Raw genomic sequence first — 19,705 nt, forward strand, 5'->3', positions numbered from 1 at the left:
GCCGCGAGACGGTCCTCACGCCCGCTGCGCGGACGCGGAGCCTCCTCTGCCGCGAGACTGCACTTCGGGCACGAGCTCACTGTGTTTACCCGTGATTTCATGCTGGGAATGCAGTCTCGCGCGCGTGGGGCTCACGGGTGGTGGCCCGGCGACTTGACCCTCACGCGGCGTGAGGGCGCACGGTGGTCCCATGAGCGACTTCTTCCACGCCTTCGACATCAGCCTCGTGCCCGCGCCCGGGCCGGATGCCGCCGCCCCGGAACTGTTCCGCGGGATCTACGGCATGCCCATGTTCGTCACGATCCCGACGGTCGATCTGCCCGCATCCGTCGACTTCTGGACGCGCGGGCTCGGCTTCTTCGAGCTGTTCGCCATTCCGGGGCAGCTCGTGCACCTGCGGCGGTGGGCGTTCCAGGACGTCCTCCTGGTGACGGCGGCATCCGCGGCGCAGGCGCCGCCGGAGATGAGTGTCAGCTTCGCCTGCGTGCTGGGCCAGATCGACGACATCGCGGATGCGGTCCGCGCCGTGGATGCGGAAGCGATGACCGGCCCCCGCGACACCACCTGGAACACTCGCGACCTCGAGGTGCTGACGCCCGAGAACGCCCGGGTCGTGTTCACTGCGGCCAAGCCGTTCGATGCGTCGGGCGAAGCGACGGCCGCTCTGCGCGCCGCCGGTATCGGCGTCGAGGAAGACGACAATGGTGAGCATGTCTGACGGGAGCGACCTCAGCGTCGGGCAGGCGGCGCGCCGGCTCGGTGTCACGGTGCGCACATTGCACCACTGGGACGAGATCGAGCTCGCCAAGCCCTCCGTCCGCGAGGACAGCGGTTATCGCCGGTACTCCGGTGCCGACATGGAGCGGCTGCAGCGCATCGTCGTCTACCGCGAGCTCGGGATCGGGCTCGAGGACATCCGCATCATCGTGGACGGCTCGGCGCTCGAGGCGGCCGACGTGCTGCGCACGCAACGCGCGCGGCTGGGGGAGCGCATCGAGGAGCTGCGGCGTCGCGGCGAGGACGTCGAGCGGATGATCGACGCGTACGAGAACGGCCTCACGCTCACCGTGCGCGAGCAGGTGGAGGCGTTCGGCCCCGAGTGGGATCCGCGGTGGCCGCTGCAGGCGCGCGAGCGGTACGGCGACACCGGCCAGTGGCAGCAGTACGCGGAACGCGCGGCGAAGCGGGATGCGGCGGACTGGACGCGCATCGTGCAGACCGTCAGCGCGCTGGACGCGGAGCTGGCGGTCGCGATGGATGCCGACGCCGAGCCGGGCAGCGAGCGTGCGAACGCGCTCGTCGACCGTCACCGCGAGGTCTTCTCGCAGTACTTCCCGCTCACGCGCAGCATGCAGGTCTGTCTCGGCCGCATGTACGAAGCGGATCCCGCCTTCACCGCGCACTATGACGGCGTGCGCCCCGGTCTTGCCGCGTGGTTGCGCCGCGCGATCGACGCCCGTGCCCGCAGCGAGGGTCTCGATCCCGACACCGCCAGGTGGGAGTGACTCGCGCCCTGATGCGCCCCTCACTCCCTACATAGGCGGCGGAGCTTCTTGCGGCCGAGCAACGCGGCGACCGGCTTCACGAAGACGATCTCGCCGAAGCGATAGTCCGCCCCGCGCGCGAGCCGTGCGGCGAGGTCGGGTCGCAGCATCCACAGGTATCCGCGGGCCAGCTCCGCGTGGATCGAGTTCGACACGATCTTGATGACGTCGGCGGACTCGATCAGGGGGATCGCGTTCTCGATGTTCTGCCACGTGGACCTGCTCGCCGGCTCCAACACGGATGCTCCGCGATAGCCGAGCTCGTCGCGGGCGTACGCATCCATGATCTCCGCCTCAGGGATCGGACCCTCCACTGTCCCGCCGCAGAACACCAGGATGCTGCGAGTCGCCGTCGGGTCGATCGAGCGCAGCCCTGCCCGCACGCGATAGCGGTTCTCGCGGTTGGCCCGCGGCTCGCGGTTGCCGTAGCCCAGAACCACGATGGCTTCCGTGCCCCGCGCGGATGGCGAGCCGAGGCGTCGCCGACTCGCACGCCAATGGGTCACCTCGCCGAAGGCGAGCACCGTCACCGCTGCGACCGTCGCGGCGGCCAGGGCGAAGCGGAGCGGACGCACGTGTTCAGGATAGGAGCCGGATCACGCCGTCGCGTCCTCGTGCGGGAGGTCGCCCGTCTGCACGGTGCGCACGCTCCTCGTGGCGACGGCCGCGCCGGTGGCCATGAGGATGACCGCGGCGCAACCGAGCAGGACCGGGGTCGTGCCGAAGCGGTCGGCGAGCGGGCCCACGAGGATCTCGCCCAGCGGGATGGCGATGAACGATCCGAGCATGTCCCACGAGTACACGCGAGACAGTGCGGCTCGGGGGATGTGCGTCTGCAGCGCGTGATCCCATGCGATCGCGAACAGCTCGATCGCGACGCCGCCCAGCAGGAACCCCACGACGAGCACGGGAAGCGCGGGCAGTACTCCCAATGCCGCGACGGGAATCGCCGTCACGGCCATGAGACCCACGCCGATCCCCACCGCGTGGCGCGGGCGCCAGCGCAGGGCTACGACGGCGCCGATCGCCAGTCCCGCCGTCTGCGCGGCGATGACGAGACCCCAGGCTGCACGTCCGAACGACGCGTCCGCGATCACCGGCCCGAGTACGGTCGTGGCGCCCACGAAGGCGGCGTTGAGCACGGCGAACTGCGCCACGATCGTCCAGACCCAGCGCCGGCTCGAGAACTCGACCCATCCCTGGCGCAGGTCCGTCAGGACCGAGAACCGCTCACCCGCGCCCGGGTTCGTCGCGCGGGGAAGCGAGATCCGCGCGAAGCACGCGGCCGCCAGTGCGAACGCCGCCGCATCGATCACCAGGCCCCACCCCGCTCCCACGACGGCGATGACCGCTGCGCCCGCGGAGGCACCGACGATCGTGCCGCCGTTCAGGCTGAGACGGATGACGGCGTTCGCGGGGCGGAGCGCCTCTGCCGGAACGGTGTCGGGAACCATCGCGGCCGTCGTCGGCAGGCTGACCGCCGCGACGGCGCCGTTGACCACGCTCAGGATCACCAGCAGGGCGACGGTCGCCGATCCGGTCAGCACGAGCGCGGCGATCGTCGCTTGTGTCGCGGCCGCCGCGAGGGCCGTCGAGACGAGCACGACGCTGCGCGGCAGACGGTCGGCGAGGATGCCGCCGAACAGCAGCACGGCGACATTCGCCACCGAGCGGGAGGCCACGACGAGGCCGAGGTCGGCGGGAGAGCCCGTGAGATCGAGCACGGCGAAGGCGAGCGCGATGGGCGCGACCGCGTTGCCGACGATGCCCACCGTGCGTCCGGCGAGCAGCCACCGGAACGCGGCGTGCCGGAGGACGCCGCGTGCGCTGACCGTGCCGGTGGTCACGGTTTGCGCAGGGGGAACATGGACAGCGTCATCGAGACCGGAACCGTTCCGGGAGTGCGGGGTCTCTGGGCGCCCGCGTGGAGGACCGTGGTCGCCTGACCGATGTGGTGCACCACCCGCCGCCAGAGCTCCGGCGCGATCCAGAGCTCGGCATCCGTCGACAGCGCGGGGCCGTCGATGCGCAGGGAGCTGCGCCTGCGCAGCTCGTCGACCAGAGCCTCGACGTACAGCTGTCGGTCCTCCAGTGGGAGCTGTTCGTGAGGTGCGTCCACGTCGAACGGCTGCGCGGATGACTCATGGCGGTAGCGCTTGGCCTCGCCGCCGCGCACCTTGATCACCTCGACGACCCGCACCAGACCCGCGCGCTCGAGAACACGGAAGTGGTAACTGGCGCTCGCCTGCGAGACGCCCAGGTCTCGTGCGGCCTCGGCGGCGCTCATCGCGGCGCCCGTGGTCAGCGACAGCAGCCGGAGACGGATGGGGTGCGCTGTCGCGCGCAGCGAATCGAGGTCGGACACGACGACAATCGTCGCCAGCGGCCGCCCCTACCGTCAAATGCCTCTTTGGGGGTCGTCGATCAGGCGGACTCGCGCCCGAGTCGCTCGAACCAGGCCAGCGTCCCTCGGGTCATGTCGTCCGGGGCGCCCAGCTCGCCCAGCAGGTCCAGCGCGTCGCGCACCTCCTGCTCCCGGCGCGTGCGATGCGCGTGGGTCCCCGTGATCAGACGCTCGACCAGGGCCGGGGCGTCGGGCCCCAGCTCCGCCGTGAGCTGCCCCCGCATCCAGCCCGCCGCATCCGCTGCTTCCGCGGCCGTGAGCGTTTCGATCAGGAGGGTCGCGAGCCCCTTCATGAAGACGCTCCGCACGATCTTCAGCCGCGCGGCAGCTCCCACGGGGGCGTCGATCGCATCGATCGGAACGTTGAACGGCCGCAGCAGCGCGGCGAGGCGGGCCGCGCCCGGACCGCTCGCGAGCAGCGGCGTGCCGGCGCCGGCGCGTGTGACCGGTGCGAGCACGGCCACATCCGCCATGTGCACACCGGTACGCACGGCGACGTCCTCGACCGCGCGCTTCACCTCGGGTGCCGCCGTGTTGAAGTCGGCGTACAGCGCGCCCGCATTCAGCAGCGGCGCCACCTGCTCGGCCACGGACACCGCGGCGTGCGTGCCCACGAGACTGATGGTCACCTCGGCGGCGGCCACCGCCTCGGCGAGGGTCTTCACGCGGGGAACGGCGGGGTCGTCGGCGCCCGGGTCCGGGTCGTAGCCGCGGACCTCCGCGCCCGCCCGGGAGAGGTCCACGGCATAGCGGCGCCCCGCCTCGCCGAGCCCGATGACGGCGATGCGCGTCACGTGCGGACCTTCGGTGCCGCGTCCGCGCGTTCGGCGAGGTCGGCGATGTACGCCCAGGACTTCGCCGAGACACCCGCATCCGGACGCGGACCGTGGACGACGGCCGCGTCGTCGAGGCCGGAACCGTACAGAGCGCGCAGTGCGCGGGTGATCCCGGCCGACGCCACGCGCAGGGTCTCGAGAACGGCCGCCGCCGGCGAGCCGTCGTTGGGCACGACGGCTCCGAGAGCGGCGTACACCTCGCCCTCGGGCCCGCGCACCGGAACAGCCATGCCCCGCGACTCGAGGTGGATGTGGCCGGATGCCACGGCGAAGCCCTCGGAGCGAATACGGGCGAGCTCGGTGCGGAGCGCCCGCGGATCCGTGATCGTGAACGGCGTGTACGCGCGCATCGGGCTGCGCAGCACCTCGTCCACGACGCCGGCGGGTGCGTGCGCGAGCAGCACGAGGCCGTTCGAGGAGGCGTGGAGCGGGATGCGGCCGCCGATGAGCGTCGCGTTGACGACCGCATCCGGGGCCGACATCCGCTCGATGAACAGCACGTCGAGCTCGGCGCGCACCCCGAGCTGCACGTGCTGGCGGATGCGGGCGTGCGCCGCGGCGAGCCACGGGCGCGCGACCTCGCGCAGCCCGAGCGCGCCGGGGGTGCGTGAGGCGTACTCCCACAGCCGCACGCCGAGGCGGTACGTGCGATCCGGCAGCCGCTCGAGCAACCCCTCCTGCGTCAGCTCCGCGACCAGCCGGTGCGCCGTGGACACCGGGATGCGGGCGGTCGCGGCGATCTCGCCCAGTGTGAGGAACGGATGCAGGGCGTCGAAGGCGTCGAGCACCCGCAGATGCCGATGCAGAGCCGATTCGCCGGCCGATCCTCGCGCCATCGCGACTCCTCCCGCTACCGGGACCCTACCCCGCGCCGAGCGCCTCGACGCGGGGTACGGCGGGTGCCGGGTGGGTTTGGGGCGCGATTCGTGCTTCGGGGCGCGAAATGCGCGCCCCGAAACACGATCTCTGCCCCAAACGGGGGGGCGACGCCGCGCGATCAGGCGCGATAGACCGTGCGCGCCCACTCGTGGTACGGAGCGGGGGCGACCGTCGCCCGCACGATCACCTGGCGGTGGTTCTGATCGACCGAGTCCTTGCACGAGATCGGATCCTCGCCCCACACGATCTCGACCTCGTCGCCGTCGGGGATCTCGGCGGCCAGGGTCGCGAGCGACATGTACAGCTGGTCGTAGGCGATATAGCCCGCATCCGTCGAGATGCCGACGCGCTCGCCACCGCGGCGCACCTCGTCCATCTGATACAGCCCGTAGCGCGCCTTGGGGAAGTCGAGGAACTTCGCGGGAGTGCCGGGCTCGAGCTGCGAGCGCACGACCGCGGCGACGTCGTCCGCGTTCCAGAGCAGGGTGACCTTGCGTCGGCGGGGGTTCTCGGCGTGCCGCTCAAGTGCCTCGCGGCCGTGGAAGTCGTGGTCGAAGCGCACCGAGCGGCCGAGCCCGATGTCGTACGGCGTCAGGTAGAAGTCGCGCACGTCGTCCGAGGTGAGCGAGCCCGCCACCGACCCGATCCGCTCAGCGGGCAACCACGAACGGTACTCGGCCATGTCGTCGTCGAAGACGGCGGGGAAGGGCGTGGGCACCCAGCCCGACTCGAGCGGTGTCGCCGAGTAGGCCTTCGCGCCGACGCGGCGGATGCCGAACTCCTCGCCCGCCTCCAGGATCGTCTGCAGCACGTGTTCGTTGTCTGCCCACGGGCCGAAGAACTCGAAGCCAGGCTGTCCGGCCATGCCGTGACGCAGGGCCTTCACCGCGCGGCCGCCGATCGTGACGTCGCCGATATGGAAGAACTTGATGTCGGGCGCCGGGCCGCCGAAGAGCTTCTCCATGACGCGGTCGGCCTCGGGGCCCTGCAGCTCGTAGCGATAGAAGGTGGGTGGGCCCTGCCGCATGTGCGAGTTCGGCTCCAGGCGCTGATGCACGTCCTTGCCCTCGGCCGCGGCCTTCTCGAGGGTGAAGCGCACCCAGTCGATCAGGATGTGATGGCCGATGAGCACGAGGCCCTCGGGTGCGTCTTCGTTGTAGAACAGGATGCCGTCTCCGACGAGGTAGCCGGACTCGTTCACGCTGATGAGCTGTTTGGCCACGCCCGGGCGGAACGTGGCGAAGGTGTTGGGCGAGATCGAGGAGAGCACCTCGATGAGATCACTGCCGCCGAGGAACAGCTGCGTCATGTGATGGGACTGATCCATCAGTGCGACCGTGGTGTTCCAGGCGCGCTGTTCATCGCGCCAGTTCGTGAACTCGGGGGCGACCGGGAACGTGAACGCCGGCCAGTTCTGATTGCGCAGCAGCTCGAGCGGGCTTGCGGTGCGTTCGATCGCCGCGGCGAGGGATTCGGATGTCATCGTCGACCTTCCTTTCGTCGAGCCGAGCATGCGCCGGGCGCGATCGGCGATGGGAAGAACTTCCGTTCATGTGAAATCCGAGCGCCGCACCGCGCCGCACGAGGGAGAGTGTCACCAGAACGTGCCTCGGAATCGACGCCAAAATCGTTGACAATCCTGGGGTGACTCCGTACCGTCCCAGGAACGGGGCGAACCCCCGGTCTCGCAATGACGCGACGACACGGAAAGGCGGCCATGGCGGCTCGACTCACCCTCAAGGATGTGAACCTGCGGTTCGGTGGGATCACGGTGCTCCACGACGTCGGCTTCGATGTGGAGCCCGGTCAGATCTTCGGCCTCGTCGGACCGAACGGTGCCGGGAAGACCTCGCTGTTCAACTGCATCAGCGGGCATTACCGGCCGAGTTCGGGCTCGATCACGATCGACGGTGACGAGGCATCCGGGCAGACCCCGGCGCACCTCGCGCGGCGTGGGCTCGCCCGCACCTTCCAGCACCCGGCGCTGCAGCTGCACGCATCCGTTCTCGAGAACGTCATGCTGGGCGCACACACGCGTCTTCCGGGCGGCCCCGGCGAGTGGGCCATCCGCACGCCGCGCACGTGGCGCTCGGAGCGGGAGATGCGCACAGAGGCCCTGCGGCTGCTGGAGCGCTCGGGCCTCGGGTGGGCGGCGAACCGCCATGCCGACGAGCTCTCGCACGGACTTCACAAGGCGATCGAGCTGTGCCGGGCTCTCATGTCGCACCCGAAGCTGCTCCTGCTGGACGAGCCGGCGGCGGGTCTGCCGCATTCCGAGGTCGAGCAGCTCATTGCAACCGTCCGCGCCATCCGCGACGAAGACGACATCACCGTCGTGATCGTCGAGCACCACATGGGGCTCATTGCGGCACTGACCGACCGCGTGGTCGTGCTGGATCACGGCCGCAAACTCATGGAGGGCTCGGCCGCCGAGGCGCAGAGCGATCCCCGGGTGATCGAGGCCTACATCGGCAAGGAGGCCGCCGATGACGCTGCTTGAACTCGTCGACGTGACCGCGTCGTACGGTCCCGTGCAGGTGCTCGACGGAGTGTCGCTGAGCGTGCCCGAGGAAGGTGCCGTCGGCATCCTCGGGGCGAACGGCGCGGGCAAGACGACCACGCTCCGCGCGATCAGCGGGATGGTGCGCACGACCGGCACCATCCGCTTCGACGGCCGCGACATCCGCGGGATGCGGCCGGAGAAGGTCGCGTCCATCGGCATCGCGCACGTGCCCGAGGGCCGCGGGACCCTCGGCGCCCTCACCGTGCGCGAGAACCTGCGGGTCGGTGCGTACCAGCGGCGCGACCACAAGGCGATCCAGGGCGACATCGACTACTGCCTCGACCTGTTCCCCAACCTCAAGGAGCGATACCGCTCGCACGCCTCCGCGCTCTCCGGAGGCGAGCAGCAGATGCTCGCCGTCGCTCGCGCCTTCATGGCGCGTCCGCGCCTGCTCCTGCTCGACGAGGCGTCTCTGGGCCTGGCCCCGAGCACCGCGCGCACGGTCTACGACGCGATCGCGAGGCTTCGCCGGGAGTCGGGCATCGCGATGCTCGTCGTCGAGCAGAACGCGACGCTCGCCTTCCACCTCGTCGACACCGCGACCGTGCTCGAGACCGGCCGCAACGTGCTCACCGGCACCTCGGCCGAGCTCAGGGGCATGGACGAGATCCGCCGCGCCTACCTGGGAGGTTGAGAGTGGGAACCTTCATCCAACTCGTCGTCGACGGGCTGTCCGTCGGCTCGGTCTACGCCGCGCTCGCACTGGCGATCGTGCTCGTCAACCAGGCGACGGGCCTGATCAACTTCGCGCAGGGCGGGATGGCGGTGCTCTCCGCCTACCTCGCCTGGTGGTTCACGGGGATGGGCGTCCCGCTGATCCTCGCGATCCTGCTCTCCGTGGGCGTCTCATTCCTGTTCGGCGCCGTCGTCGAGCGGTATCTGATGCGTCGCTTCGAGGGCGGCGATCCCGACACCGCCGTCGTGGTGACGATCGGTCTGCTGACGCTCATCACCGGTGTCTGCGGCTGGCTCTTCACCTACAACAACCAGCAGTTCCCCTCGCTCTTCCCCCTCGACACGATCTCCGTGCTGGGGGCGTCGGTGAGCGTGCGATCGATCGGGACGACCGTGGTCATCCTCGCCATCATGATCCTGCTGCAGGCGCTGTTCGCCGGGACCAAGCTGGGCCTCGCGCTGCGTGCGGTCGCGGTGAACCCGCAGTCCGCTGCCTTCTCCGGCCTGCCCGTGAGTCGCCTGCTGATGGTCGGATGGGGGCTTGCTGCGGGTCTCGGCGCTGTGGCCGGCGCGCTCGTCGCCCCGCAGCTCACACTCACCCCCGGGATGATGGACAACGCCCTCGTCTACGCGCTGGCCGCCGTCATCCTCGGCGGCCTCTCGAGCCCCGTGGGCGTGGTCGCGGCGGCATGGATCATCGGAGTCCTGGAGAACCTCGCCGCGGTCTACGTGCCGTTCATCGGCTACGACCTCAAGGTCGCTGTGCCGTTCGTACTCATCTTCGTCGTGCTGCTCGTGCGACCACAGGGCCTGTTCGGCCGCAGAACGGTGGTGCGTGTCTGATGGCTTCCACCGCATCCGTCTTCTCGCGTCGGTGGGTACGCGTCGTCGCCGTGCTCGCGGTGATCGCGCTGCTGGTGCTGCTCCCACTCATGCTGCCCGAGTTCGCGAACCAGACCATCGCGCGCATCGGCGTCTTCGCCGTCGCGGTCCTGGGACTCAACGTCGTCATGGGCTATACCGGGCAGGTCTCGCTAGGGCAGATCTTCTTCGTCGGGCTCGGCGCCTACGTCACCGCGTACGGCGTGCAGAACGACTGGAACATCGCCCTGGTGTTCGTGCTCAGCATCCTCATCCCCGGCGTCGTCGGGCTGGTCATCGCCCTTGCCGCGGCACGGCTGGGCGGGCTCGCCATCGCGATGGTGACGATCGCGCTGCCGATCGTCGGCGTGCCGCTGGCCAAACGGCTGTCGGATCTGACGGGCGGCTCGCAGGGCGTGTCGGCGCGCTTCACGGATGCGCCGGAATGGACCGGGCTGTACGACGATCAGTGGCAGCTGTACCTCGTGATCATCATCGGCGGCATCGCCTTCCTGCTCACCCGGAACCTGGTGCGGGGCAAGTACGGGCGTGCCTTCGCGATCGTGAAGGACAACGAGGCGGTCGCTGCGGCGATGGGCGTCTCGCCCTATCGGTACAAGGTGCTCGCCTTCACCGTCGCCTCCCTCATCGGCGGGGTGAGCGGCTTCCTTTACATGGTCGTCGTGCAGTACACCTCGCCCGAGACCATGAGCTTCGGGCACTCCATCCAGCTGCTCGCCGCGATGGTCATCGGCGGTGCCGGCAGCATCATCGGATCGCTGCTGGGCGGTGCGTACTACGTCCTCGCGCCGCAGCTGACGAACCTCGTCGACCCGAACCTCACGGCCGTGCTCCAGGGTGCGCTGCTGCTCGTCGTGCTCTTCGTCCTGCCGGGAGGACTCGCATCCCTTCCCGCTCGACTGAGACGGATGCGGCGTCACCCCGATCGAGGACCGAGCCACCCATCGTCCGGCGACCTTCCCGCGTCGCCCGGCACCGAGGGAACCACCACAGAGAGGCAGAATCACCCATGAATCTGAGGAAGAGGAGCGTGCTGGGCATCGTCGCCCTGACGTCCGCTCTCGCACTGACCGTCGTCGGATGTTCGCGCGGCGGGGGAGGCTCGGACGCCACCGGTGGCGCCGCAGCCGCGAGCCCCGGCATCACCGACACGTCCATCAGCCTGGGCATCACCACGCCGCTCAGCGGCGGGACGGCCGGCCCCGGAACCTGCACGGTCGCCGGCGTCACGGCGTACTTCGGTGCGAAGAACGCCGAGGGCGGCGTGAAATTCGGCGACGGCAAGACCCGCAAGGTCGACATCAAGGCGCTCGACGACGCCTACGACCCCCAGAAGGCCAAGGCCAACTACGACCAGCTGAAGGACAGCGTCTTCGCGATGACGGCGGGACTCGGCACGCCGACCAACCGCGCCTACCGCGAAGCGGCCATCGCCGACGAGGTGCCGCAGGTGCTCGTCATGACGGGTGACCCGATCTTCAGCGAGACGAACGAGAGCCCGTGGCAGCTCGGCTTCGTGCCGATCTACCAGAACGAGGGTGAGGCCTTCGGGAAGCTCTTGGCCGCATCCGGCGAGAACCACAAGGTCGCCGTGCTCTACCAGAACGACGACTACGGCGAGGGCTACCTCGAGGGCTTCAAGAGCGCGGTCGAGGGGGCGAGCAACATCGAGATCGTCAAGGAGCTCACCTACGAGGCGACCGACACGACGGTCGATGCGCAGCTGACGGAGCTTGCGAGCTCGGGTGCCGACGTGTTCTTCAACGCGATGTCGATCACTCCGCTCGTGATCTCGTCGCTGCAGAAGGCGCAGCAGCTCGGATGGAGCCCCAGCTGGTTCCTGCCGTCGAACACGTCGAGCCCGACCGCCATCCTGCAGCCCGGCAATGCCGGCGCGTTCCCGGGCGTCTACTCGGTGTCGTTCTCCAAGGCGCCCGCGAGTCCCGCGTTCGCCGACGACGAGGATGTGCAGACCTTCCTGACCGACCTGAAGCAGTACGCGGACTACCAGGACATGCCCGCCTTCCCGCACTGCATGTGGAGCTTCATGGTGGGCGCGACCCTCGAGCAGGCCTTCGAGAAGATGACCGAGCCGACGCGCGAGAACTTCATGGAAGCCCTGCGCTCGATCAGTGACTTCCAGGCGCCGCTGATGCTCGACGGAACCGCCGTCGACACCACCGTGGACGGTCAGCCGGCCGTGTCGTCGGTGGTCGTGCAGAAGTACAACGGACAGGGCTACACCACGGTCGAGTCGTTCGGCTGACCCGCATCCGCCCCGTCTTCCTCTAGATCCCGCGAGACTGCATCTTTCGCACGAGATCACGGTGAATACCCGTGATCTCGTGGCGAAAGTGCAGTCTCGCGGGCTTTTGCGCCGGTCGCGCGGATGCGGTCAGTCGACGGATGCGGTCAATCGAGCGAGCGAAGGACGTCGACGATGCCGGCGAGGTGCCGCCGGGTGGCGAGCTCCGCCGCATCGGGATCGCGGGCGACGACGGCGTCGATGATCGCGATGTGCTCGGGGGCCGACTGCGCGGCGCGGCCGGGGTGGAACGCGAGCCGGAACTGGTGCCGCGCGGACTGCGCACGCAGGCGCTCCAGGAGCTGGGATGCGGTCGCGTGCCCGCTGAGCTCGCGCAGGCGTCGATCGAGTTCCTGGTTCAGCCGGGAGTATCCCACCAGATCGCCCACGCCGATCGCCTGCTCGATGTCGGAGCGCAGCGTGCGGAGGCCTTCGATGTCGTCGTCGTCGACCCGCTCGGCCGCCTTGCGGGCGCAGAGCGACTCGAGTCCCATGCGCACCTCGACGATCTCGACCGCCTCGTCGACCGTGATGGCGCGTACTCGCGCTCCACGGTTGGGCAGGCGCTCGACCAGGCCCTCTCCCGCGAGGGTCAGCAGGGCGGTGCGCACGGCCGCCCGCGGCGCCGCGAAACGCTCGCTGAGATCGGCTTCGATGAGGCGCTGGTGGGGGGCGAACTCGCCGCCCAGGATCGCGTCGCGGATCTGCGCGGCCAGCTCAGGACGCGCCGCCTGATCGGCCTCGTCGGCCACGGAGGGAAACGTCATCGTCATCCCCTTCTCGGGCGGAAACGCCGCACCGGATCGTCAACACTATTGTGTCCGATCCGCGACCGTCACGGGGTGGACGGTACGGCGAGGCGCCAGGTCGCGTCGGGGATGTCGCCGAGGGTGGCCACCGTGACCACGCGAGCGGATGCGGCGCTCGGCTCCAGATGCGCGACGCAGCCGTGCCGGGCCTCCACGCGCACGGCCACCCCGTGCGGGCGCAGCACCGTCATGAGCGCCTCGGCGATCTGGTGCCCGAGGCGCTCCTGCAGCTGCGGCCTACGCGAGGCGAGCTCGACGAGGGTGGCGATGCGGCTGAGGCCGGCGATGTGACGCACCGGCGCGTAGAAGACGTCGACCGTGCCCTCGAAGGGCAGCAGGTGGTGCTCACACACCGAGCGGAACGGGATGGCGGTCATCCCGACCAGTTCGCCGGGGTGCTCGTTGTCGGTGAGGGCGACGGGCGCGCCGAGCGCGGAGGCCGGGTCGACACCGAGTCCGGAGAACAGATCGAGGAAGAGGTCCGCCACCCGCTCGGGGGTACGGGTGAGCCCGAGACGGTCGGCGTCCTCGCCGACGGCTTCGAGGAGCTCGCGAACGGCCGCGACCGCCCGAGCGCGGTCGGTGCGCGCTGCCGTGTCGATGGTCATGATGCTCCTTCTGCGCCTTCGAGGCGCTCGACGAGGGCGAGGCCGCGCTGCGCCCACGAGATCTCTCCCCGCGCCCGCTCCACGAGGCCCTCGTAGGCGAAGCGCTTGTAGGCGATCGTGCGTTCCCTGTCTGCCTCGGCGGTGACCGCGAGCCGGCGCAGCAGCATGGGGTTGTCGACGGCGTCGATGCGCGCCAGCTCGCCTTCCCACTGCTCGAGCTCGCTTTCCCATTGGGCGATGTGCGCCCGCAGGAACGCGCGGGCGTCGGCGGGCGTTCCCGCCTCGAGGTAGGCCGCTCGCAGATGGGCGGGGTCGCGCACGCGCTGGTAGTCGAGGGGGGCAGCCATCCACGCGAGGAAGGCCGCGTCCCCCTCGGGGGTGATGTGGTACATCCGGCGGGTGCCGCGCTCGCCGCGCGCCTGCTCCTCGCCGCGCACGAGGCCCTCGGACTCCATCTTGCGCAGCTCGGGATAGATCTGGGAGTCCGGGGCATGCCAGACGTGCCCGACCGAGACGGCGAACTGCTTCTGCAGGTCGTAGCCGGACTGGGGTCCCACCCGCACGAGAGCGAGGAGCGCGTAGCGCAGGCTCATTCGCCGTTCTCCTTCCGAGGTGTGGCTCTGAGGCTATCCATAAACGCCGACGCGGGGCCCGGGCGGACCGGACCCCGCGTCGCGTCGAAGGCTCAGCCCTTGTAGCCGGTGCGCCAGCCGCCCTGGTAGGTCTGGCGGGCGACGGTGGAGTACGGCACGGGGCTGACGACCACGCGCACCTCGGTCTGCTCGTGCGGCTCGACGGAGGCCTTGGAGGTGCCGCCGTTCGGCTCGCCCCAGACGACCTTCAGCTCGGTGCCCTCGGGCACGTCGGGGTCGACCGTGCCGAGCGAGAGGCCGCGACGCTCGTTGGCGCTGTAGCCGGTGAACATCGAGAAGCCGACGACCGTGCCGTCCGCGTCCACGACCGAGTCGTAGTTCGCGGAGCCGTAGTTGGCCAGCGGCAGGTCGAAGAACTTGTAGTTGGGTCCGTCGACGTTCAGCAGCGAGCCCCAGACCTTTGCGAGATCCTCGGCGTTCCAGGCGAGGGTGACCTTCTTGCGCTGGGTCGAAGGATCGATCTTCTCGAGCGCGTCGCGGCCGATGAAGTCGTGGTCGAACTTCACGAACGAGCCGTATCCGAGCTCCCAGGGCGTGAGGTAGTAGTCCTCGATGTTGTCGGAGACGAAGGAGCCCGCGAGGGTTCCGGTGGCCTCGTAGCTGTCGACACCGAGCCACTCGCGGTAGCCGCGCTCGGCCTCACCGGAGTAGATCGCGGGAAGCGGCGAGGGGATCCAGCCGGACTCGAGCGTGTTGGAGGGGTAGGCGCGCGACCCGACCGGCACGAGGCCGAACTCGACACCGGCCTCGACGATCGCGTCGCGGATGGCGTCGTGGTCCTCGTAGGGGCCCCAGATCTCCAGGCCCGGAGCGCCGGCCATGCCGTGACGGAGGGTGCGCACGGTCTTGCCGGCGATCGTCATGGTCGACATGTTGAAGAAGCCGAGCTTCTCCAGCGGGCCGCCGTTGAGCTTCTCGATCACGTCCCACGCCTTCGGGCCCTGGATCTGGAAGCGGTAATAGCGGCGCGTGACGGCGTGACCGTACGGGCGCGAGGGCGAGCGGCGGTCGACCTGGACGTCGAGGTTCTGATAGCCGCCGGTCTCACCGTGGTACATCAGCCAGTTGGATGCGGGCGCGCGTCCGACGTAGACGTACTCGTCCTCGGCCTCGCGGAAGAGGATGCCGTCGCCGATGACGTGGCCGCTCGCGGTGGTGGGCACGTACTGCTTCGCCTTGTTGACCGCGAAGTTCGCGACCGAGTTGATCGCGGTGTCGCTGATGAGCTTGATCGCGTCGGAGCCCTTCAGGAACACGTTGTCCATGTGGTGGGACTGGTCGTAGAGCACGGCGGTGTTGCGCCAGGCCTGCTGCTCCTTGATCCAGTTCTGGAAGTCGGCGGGGACGACCGGGTAGATGTAGGAGCCGATCTGCGAGTTGCGCAGCATCTCGACCGGGTTGTTCTGGTCGATGAGTTCCTGCAGGTTGCTGGCCACGATGAACCTCTCTGTTCGGGGGCCGGCGCCTCGGGTGAGGCGTCGGAGTCAGGTGAAGACGATGGTGTGGTTGCCGTGTCGGATGACACGGTCTTCGGCATGCCACTGCACGGCGCGCGAGAGTACGGCCCGCTCGACGTAGGCACCGCGGGCCTGGAGATCGGCGGCGGTCATCGAGTGGTCGACGCGGGCGACGTCCTGCTCGATGATCGGGCCTTCGTCGAGGTCCTTGGTGACGTAGTGGCTGGTGGCGCCGATGAGTTTGACGCCGCGTTCCTTGGCCTTCTTGTAGGGGCCGGCGCCGATGAAGGCGGGAAGGAACGAGTGGTGGATGTTGATGACCGGCACGCCGACGCCCTCGAGGAAGTCGTCGGTGAGGATCTGCATGTACCGCGCCAGCACGACGAAGTCGACGTTGCCCGCGAGGAGCTTGACGATCTCGCGCTCGGCCTCCGACTTGTCCGGGCCCTGCGAGGGCACATGGAAGAAGGGGATGCCGAACGAGCGAACGTCTTCTGCGGTGTTGGTGTGGTTGGAGATCACCATGGGGATCGTGACGTTGAGCTCGCCCCGGCGGTGACGCCACAACAGCTCGAGGAGGCAGTGGTCGCTCGTGGAGGCGAGGATCGCCATGCGCTTGGGCACCGACTGGTCGGTCAGGCGCCACTGCATCCCGTACGGCTCCAGCGTCTGGGCGAGGTCGGCTTCGATGTCGCCGATCGCCGCCGCGAGGTCGGGCCGGTGGAAGACGACGCGCTGGAAGAACGCGCCGCCCTCAGGGTTGTCCGAGTACTGGTCGAGGGTGACGATGTTCGCCTTGTTGCGCGTGATGAGTGCGGTGACGGCGGCGACGAGCCCGGGCTGATCGGGGCCGTGCACGATCAGGCAGGCGTGGTCACGCAGAGCGTCTTTGTGCAGGGACATGCGGGGATCTCCTCAGGACTGCGCGGCGATGTAGTCGCGGGCCCAATCGGATGTCGCCCGCAGACCGCCGAACGTGTAGAAGTGAATTTTGACAGGTCCGCGCGAGTCCTTCTGCGCGACGAGGGCGCCGAGGTCGCCGATGAACCGGTCGGGGCCCGCCGTTCCCATCAGGTTGGTGAGGGAGAACCCGTACTTCTTCACGATCATCGCGTTGGCGCCGACGCCGAAACGGCGCGCGAAGGAGATCAGGCGCTTGATGCCGGCCGGGCCCGGGGTGCCGATGCGGATCTCCGCGGTGATCCCACGACTGCGCACCCCGTCGATCCAGTCGATGACCGGGTCGGTGTCGAACGCGAACTGCGTGAGGATGACCTGGCCGAGGCCCGCGTCGGTCAGGGCGGCCGACTTGTCCTCGAGGTGGCGCCACAGCACGTCCGTCGGGATGTCGGGGTGTCCCTCGGGGTAGCCCGCGATCGAGACCTCGCGCACGCCGTACTTCTGCAGGATGCCGGAGCGGATGACGCTCAGCGAGTCGGGGTAGGGGCCCTCGGGCTCGGCGGGGTCGCCGCCGACGGCGAAGACGTGCTCGGTGGCGCCGACCTGCTGCAGGCGGTCGAGGAACTCCTCGAGCTGAGCCGCCGAGGCGAGTCGCCGCGCGGAGACGTGGGGCACCGGGACGAATCCGGCATCCTTCACGGCCTTGGCGGCGGCGACGCGCATGTCGAGGTCCTCGTTGCCGAGGAAGGTGACGTTGATCTTGGTGCCGGCGGGGATGACGTCGCGGGCTTCTTCGAGACCGGGGATGTCCTTGCCGGTCATCTCGAGCGAGAAGCCGTCGAGCAGGGCGAGGGATGCGGCCGGGTCGGGTGCGGGGGTGTTACGTGCCACGAGTCGTGGTCCTTCCGCTGTCGGGAGGGCTTCGTTGCGCCTCGTCAGCGAGAGTACCTATGTCGATAGGTAATGACAAGAGGTATTTCAGGATGAGGACGCGGGAGCGGTTCAGCTCCTGCGGGAGGCACCCGCATCCGCGAGCCAGGACTCGTTGTCGAGGCTCTGCAGTACCCGCATCTCGTCGAGCATCTTGCGCAGCAGCGCATTCAGTCGCGTGACCTCGGCGGGCGTCATGTGAGCCAGGATGATCTCCTGCCCCCGAAGAGAGATCGGCAGCATGTCGTCGTGCATGGCCGCACCGGCCACCGTCAGGTACATCGGCCGTGATCCGCGGGCGCCCTCTGCGAGCACGACGAGATCCCGCTCCACGAGGGTCGTCACGCTCTTGGAGACGATCGCCTTGTTGACGACCAGGAATTCGGAGACCTCGGAGGCGGAGAAGCCCGGGTTCATCGCGAGCGCGGAGATGACGCGCCATTCGTTGGTGCCGAGATCGAACTGGCGCCGGAGCTCGTGCGATTCGCGCCAGACCAGCGCATTGGAGAGCAGGGCGAGCAGCCGCGGGGTGAACGCGTCCGGGTCGATCACATCGGCCAGTGGCTCGACGACCGCGCTCTCGGGCGGCTCCACGCCATGGGCATGGCGGTTGCGATCTGTTGGCATCGGGTTCCTCTCCGTGGGTTGGGTGCGGCCGAGGCCGCGGCGACGGATGCGGGCCGGGACGCGTGATCCCGGCCCGCATCGCGTTCGTCAGTGCGCCATCGCCGCCAGGGCCTCGGGGTCGATCGTGGCGATCGACCGGGTGTCCTGGAAGGCGCGCACGCCCTCGATGCCCTGCTCGCGTCCGAAGCCGGACTGCTTCATGCCGCCGAAGGGCGCGCGCAGGTCGAGGCGGGTGGCGCCGTGGTCGTTCACCCAGACGTAGCCGCAGACCAGCTGCGATCCCACGCGCTGCGCCGACTCGGACGATGCGGTCCAGACCGAACCGCACAGGCCGCCCCAGGTGTCGTTCGCGAGCGCGATCGCCTCCTCCTCGGAGTCGAACGGGATGATCGGGATGACCGGGCCGAACTGCTCCTGGGTCACCACGCGCAGCGACGGGTCGGGGTCGATCACGATCGCCGGGCGCAGGAAGTTGCCGCCGGCCAGCTCGCCGCCGGGCAGAGTGCCGAACTCGCGCACGTCGGCACCGGCATCCTTCGCCTCCTGGATGATCTCCTCGACGAACGCCTTCTGCGCCGGCTGGTGGAGCGGGCCCATGGTCGTGCCCTCGTCGAGGCCGTATCCGATCACGACCTTCTCGAGGCGCGCCTCGAGCCCCGCGACCAGCTCATCCAGGCGCGAGCGGTGCACGAACACCCGCTTGGCATTCATGCAGATCTGGCCCGTGGTGTCGTAGATCGCGGCGTAGAGGCGGTCGAGGTGCGCGTCGTCGAGGATCGCGTCCTCGAGGAACACCGCCGCGTCGTTGCCACCGAGTTCGAGCGTCACACGCGTGAGCGTCTGCGCGGCCATCTGCATGATGCGCTTCCCGCCGTTCACGCTGCCCGTGAAACACACCTTCGCGACGTCGGGGCTCTGGATGAGCTCCGCCATGTTCTCGTCGCGCCCCGTGACCACATTGAGCACACCGGGCGGCAGCTTCTCGGCGATGCGCTGCACCACGCGGGTCGTCGCCAGCGGTGCGGAGGGCGGCGGCTTCACGATCGCGGTGTTGCCCGCGAGCAGCGCGTGCGGGAGCGCTGCGCCGAGGATGGCGATCGGCCAGTTGAACGGCACGATGATCGTGACGACGCCGAGGGGCTGGTACGCCACCTCCGTCGTCACCGGGATCGCGCCGGGGACCACGGGGAGTGTGTGCCCCTTCTCGACCTCGTCCTTCAGCATGAGGGCGAGATTCCACCGGATCTCGAAGACGAGGGCATCCACCCACCCCTCGAAGCGGATCTTGCCGTTCTCCTGCGACAGGACGGCGGCGTCCGTGTCGCGCTCGTCGGCGATGCCGGCGATGGCTGCGGCCATCGCCTCCGCGCGCTGGGCCGCCGACAGTGCGCTCCACGACCCGAAGGCGGCGGATGCGGCGGCCACCGCATCCGCGACGTCTGCGGGCGAGGCCGCAGACGCCTCGCCGACGACGACTCCGGGCTTGCCCGGATCGGCGATCTGTAGAACGTCATCGGTGAAGCGCTCCGCGCCTCCGATGTAGAGCCCTGTCCGCACTGCGGCGGACGTCTGGGCGATCGAACTCGACATCCCTGCACCTCTCTGTGTCTCGGATATGTGCGGGATCGCGACC

General features: G+C 69.4%; 21 protein-coding genes. 7 read left to right on the forward strand and 14 right to left on the reverse strand.

What is annotated here, in order from left to right; genetic code table 11:
- The first annotated feature begins 190 nt into the window (after window positions 1–190).
- On the forward strand, window positions 191–718 hold the full coding sequence (locus SK224_RS11590; RefSeq protein ID WP_320434837.1) for a VOC family protein: 528 nt from the start codon (window positions 191–193) through the stop codon (window positions 716–718).
- Window positions 711–1,505, forward strand: coding sequence for a MerR family transcriptional regulator (locus tag SK224_RS11595; protein ID WP_320434838.1), 795 nt, complete (start codon window positions 711–713; stop codon window positions 1,503–1,505). The genes SK224_RS11590 and SK224_RS11595 overlap by 8 nt, the downstream gene beginning before the upstream one ends.
- Before the next feature lie 20 nt (window positions 1,506–1,525).
- Here SK224_RS11595 and SK224_RS11600 read toward each other — a convergent pair whose 3' ends face one another.
- The 6 genes from SK224_RS11600 to SK224_RS11625 form a co-directional block, all read right to left on the reverse strand.
- A complete protein-coding gene (locus tag SK224_RS11600; RefSeq protein ID WP_320434839.1) occupies window positions 1,526–2,119 on the reverse strand; it encodes a YdcF family protein in 594 nt (197 codons plus the stop codon).
- 21 nt (window positions 2,120–2,140) lie between these two features.
- Entirely contained in the window at window positions 2,141–3,391 is a 1,251-nt protein-coding gene (locus SK224_RS11605) for an MFS transporter (RefSeq protein WP_320434840.1), read from the reverse strand.
- The gene (locus tag SK224_RS11610) at window positions 3,388–3,909 is read right to left on the reverse strand and encodes a helix-turn-helix domain-containing protein (RefSeq protein WP_320434841.1); all 522 of its coding nucleotides are present in this window, start codon (window positions 3,907–3,909) and stop codon (window positions 3,388–3,390) included. Before SK224_RS11610 ends, SK224_RS11605 begins: the two co-directional genes overlap by 4 nt.
- Before the next feature lie 59 nt (window positions 3,910–3,968).
- Window positions 3,969–4,742 carry an NAD(P)-dependent oxidoreductase gene (locus SK224_RS11615; protein ID WP_320434842.1) on the reverse strand — a complete coding sequence of 258 codons (774 nt, stop codon included), beginning with the start codon at window positions 4,740–4,742 and terminating at the stop codon, window positions 3,969–3,971.
- Window positions 4,739–5,620 carry an IclR family transcriptional regulator gene (locus tag SK224_RS11620; protein WP_320434843.1) on the reverse strand — a complete coding sequence of 294 codons (882 nt, stop codon included), beginning with the start codon at window positions 5,618–5,620 and terminating at the stop codon, window positions 4,739–4,741. Before SK224_RS11620 ends, SK224_RS11615 begins: the two co-directional genes overlap by 4 nt.
- Window positions 5,621–5,781: 161 nt before the next feature.
- A complete protein-coding gene (locus SK224_RS11625; protein WP_320434844.1) occupies window positions 5,782–7,146 on the reverse strand; it encodes an aminomethyl transferase family protein in 1,365 nt (454 codons plus the stop codon).
- A gap of 234 nt (window positions 7,147–7,380) precedes the next feature.
- On the opposite strand from SK224_RS11625, the gene SK224_RS11630 reads away from it, so the two are divergent.
- From SK224_RS11630 to SK224_RS11650, 5 genes are read left to right on the forward strand one after another with little or no spacing between them, the layout of a single operon-like run.
- Window positions 7,381–8,163 carry an ABC transporter ATP-binding protein gene (locus SK224_RS11630; RefSeq protein WP_137418706.1) on the forward strand — a complete coding sequence of 261 codons (783 nt, stop codon included), beginning with the start codon at window positions 7,381–7,383 and terminating at the stop codon, window positions 8,161–8,163.
- Entirely contained in the window at window positions 8,150–8,860 is a 711-nt protein-coding gene (locus SK224_RS11635; protein ID WP_320434845.1) for an ABC transporter ATP-binding protein, read from the forward strand. Before SK224_RS11630 ends, SK224_RS11635 begins: the two co-directional genes overlap by 14 nt.
- A gap of 2 nt (window positions 8,861–8,862) precedes the next feature.
- Window positions 8,863–9,744, forward strand: coding sequence for a branched-chain amino acid ABC transporter permease (locus tag SK224_RS11640; protein ID WP_320434846.1), 882 nt, complete (start codon window positions 8,863–8,865; stop codon window positions 9,742–9,744).
- Window positions 9,744–10,796 carry a branched-chain amino acid ABC transporter permease gene (locus tag SK224_RS11645; RefSeq protein ID WP_320434847.1) on the forward strand — a complete coding sequence of 351 codons (1,053 nt, stop codon included), beginning with the start codon at window positions 9,744–9,746 and terminating at the stop codon, window positions 10,794–10,796. The genes SK224_RS11640 and SK224_RS11645 overlap by 1 nt, the downstream gene beginning before the upstream one ends.
- The gene (locus SK224_RS11650) at window positions 10,793–12,049 is read left to right on the forward strand and encodes an ABC transporter substrate-binding protein (protein WP_320434848.1); all 1,257 of its coding nucleotides are present in this window, start codon (window positions 10,793–10,795) and stop codon (window positions 12,047–12,049) included. Before SK224_RS11645 ends, SK224_RS11650 begins: the two co-directional genes overlap by 4 nt.
- Before the next feature lie 146 nt (window positions 12,050–12,195).
- Here the strand turns inward: SK224_RS11650 and SK224_RS11655 are convergent, their stop codons facing one another.
- The 8 genes from SK224_RS11655 to SK224_RS11690 all read right to left on the reverse strand — a co-directional run bounded on the left by SK224_RS11655 (window position 12,196) and on the right by SK224_RS11690 (window position 19,662).
- Window positions 12,196–12,855, reverse strand: coding sequence for a GntR family transcriptional regulator (locus SK224_RS11655; RefSeq protein WP_320434849.1), 660 nt, complete (start codon window positions 12,853–12,855; stop codon window positions 12,196–12,198).
- A gap of 68 nt (window positions 12,856–12,923) precedes the next feature.
- Window positions 12,924–13,505, reverse strand: a complete 582-nt coding sequence (folE, locus tag SK224_RS11660) for a GTP cyclohydrolase I FolE (RefSeq protein ID WP_320434850.1) — start codon at window positions 13,503–13,505, stop codon at window positions 12,924–12,926.
- Window positions 13,502–14,098, reverse strand: a complete 597-nt coding sequence (locus tag SK224_RS11665) for a PadR family transcriptional regulator (protein ID WP_320434851.1) — start codon at window positions 14,096–14,098, stop codon at window positions 13,502–13,504. The genes folE and SK224_RS11665 overlap by 4 nt, the downstream gene beginning before the upstream one ends.
- A 92-nt stretch (window positions 14,099–14,190) precedes the next feature.
- On the reverse strand, window positions 14,191–15,594 hold the full coding sequence (gene ligM / locus SK224_RS11670; protein WP_234073899.1) for a vanillate/3-O-methylgallate O-demethylase: 1,404 nt from the start codon (window positions 15,592–15,594) through the stop codon (window positions 14,191–14,193).
- 48 nt (window positions 15,595–15,642) lie between these two features.
- Complete coding sequence (gene purU / locus SK224_RS11675) at window positions 15,643–16,518, reverse strand: formyltetrahydrofolate deformylase (protein ID WP_137418715.1); 876 nt, start codon at window positions 16,516–16,518, stop codon at window positions 15,643–15,645.
- 12 nt (window positions 16,519–16,530) lie between these two features.
- Entirely contained in the window at window positions 16,531–17,406 is an 876-nt protein-coding gene (locus SK224_RS11680) for a methylenetetrahydrofolate reductase (protein ID WP_413816788.1), read from the reverse strand.
- Between the two features lie 111 nt (window positions 17,407–17,517).
- A complete protein-coding gene (locus SK224_RS11685) occupies window positions 17,518–18,072 on the reverse strand; it encodes a MarR family winged helix-turn-helix transcriptional regulator (protein ID WP_320434852.1) in 555 nt (184 codons plus the stop codon).
- An 87-nt stretch (window positions 18,073–18,159) separates the two neighbouring features.
- Window positions 18,160–19,662 (reverse strand): aldehyde dehydrogenase family protein, encoded by a 1,503-nt coding sequence (locus SK224_RS11690; RefSeq protein WP_320434853.1) that lies wholly within the window; start codon window positions 19,660–19,662, stop codon window positions 18,160–18,162.
- Between the last annotated feature and the right edge of the window lie 43 nt (window positions 19,663–19,705).

It is taken from the genome of Microbacterium sp. BG28 (assembly GCF_034044005.1).
Taxonomy (GTDB): domain Bacteria; phylum Actinomycetota; class Actinomycetes; order Actinomycetales; family Microbacteriaceae; genus Microbacterium.